At 46.2% G+C, this 767-nt stretch carries 1 protein-coding gene; it reads right to left on the reverse strand.

Annotated features, from left to right (window positions below; genetic code table 11):
* Positions 1-62 precede the first annotated feature (62 nt).
* Positions 63-767: IS256 family transposase (locus DXB92_RS12270; protein ID WP_117734094.1), on the reverse strand; the 705-nt coding region annotated here is incomplete at its 5' end.

Below are 767 nucleotides of genomic sequence, written 5' to 3' on the forward strand. Positions count from 1 at the left end.
CTTCAACAGTCAGTCTGCTGAAATGGAGCGTAGCGGAATGGAAGCAGACTGACCGTGCCGGATCAGCTCAGTCTATCGGGGTACATGATCTCCAGCTCGCCAAGAACTCTGCCCCAGTTTCTCAGCGGCATCGTCCACTTCTTTGTAATCTCGTGGGTTGCCAGATACAAAGCCTTTAAAAGTGCCGTATCGCTGGGAAACACGCTTCTCTGTTTGTTCAGACGACGATAGCCGCTGTTAAGGCTCTCGATCGCATTGGTAGTGTAAATGACCTTTCTCACGTCAGCGGAAAATTTGAAGATCGGTGAGATCACATCCCAGTTTTTGTACCAGCTCTTCATGGCGTTTGGATCATCTTTCTCCCACTTTTCTGTGACACGTTCAAGCTGCTTAAGTGTAGCGTCCTCAGACGGTGCGTGATAAATGGTTTTCAAATCGTTGGCAAACTCTTTCTTGTTTTTTGCACCAACATATTTCAGCGTGTTTCTTACTTGATGAACGATACAACGTTGTAATTCTGTCTGTGGAAATGCCGTATTTACGGCTTCTTTCATACCCGAAAGACCATCGGCACATATCACGAGGACATCCTTTACGCCGCGATTTTTCAGTTCATTCAGGACTCCAAGCCAATATTTTGCACTTTCGTTTTCTCCGATATGTATGGATAAAACTTCCTTGTGACCTGTCAAACTTACTGCGAGAATCACATATGCAGCCAGCTTCCTGATCTGCCCGTTATCACGCACTGAAAAGTGTGCTGCATC

This window comes from Ruminococcus sp. OM06-36AC, assembly GCF_003438725.1.
Taxonomy (GTDB): Bacteria; Bacillota; Clostridia; order Oscillospirales; family Ruminococcaceae; genus Ruminococcus_C; species Ruminococcus_C callidus.